The 391-nt window shown below is 58.1% G+C and carries 1 protein-coding gene; it reads right to left on the reverse strand.

Features of this window, described 5'->3' with window-relative positions; all coding sequences use genetic code 11:
* Nucleotides 1-347: amidase family protein (locus EN885_RS33350; protein ID WP_245493201.1), on the reverse strand; the 347-nt coding region annotated here is incomplete at its 3' end.
* Nucleotides 348-391: the final 44 nt, after the last annotated feature.

The following is a 391-nucleotide window of genomic DNA, read 5'->3' on the forward strand; positions in this document are numbered from 1 at the left end:
CTCGATCCCCCACAAATCATGTCTGGGTTGATGGCATTGGGAACAGCGCCGTATGGGGATCGTGTGCCATTGAGGCCGCACGCGAACTGGTCCAGATTGGTTTTGCCTTCCAGTGATGCACCGGCGCCGAGAATTCGCTCGACCACACCGGCATGGGTATCGGCCATATAAGCAAACGCCGGGCACCCTGCGGTGGTGGGTACGCCTGCAACATCAATGTTGTCTTTAACCGCAAAGGTAAGGCCGCTCAGGGGGCCGGTGATTTTGTCGTGTGGCTGCTGGCTCAGGCGGTACAGCCACTCAACGGCGGCGCCGGTTGAATCAGGGTTCGAACGGTTCAGAGTCATGATGGTGTCCGGCTTGTTTTCTGAAGTGCCCTCAGCACATTCTC

Source organism: Mesorhizobium sp. M6A.T.Cr.TU.014.01.1.1 (assembly GCF_004022765.1).
GTDB classification, from domain to species: Bacteria; Pseudomonadota; Alphaproteobacteria; order Rhizobiales; family Rhizobiaceae; genus Mesorhizobium; species Mesorhizobium mediterraneum.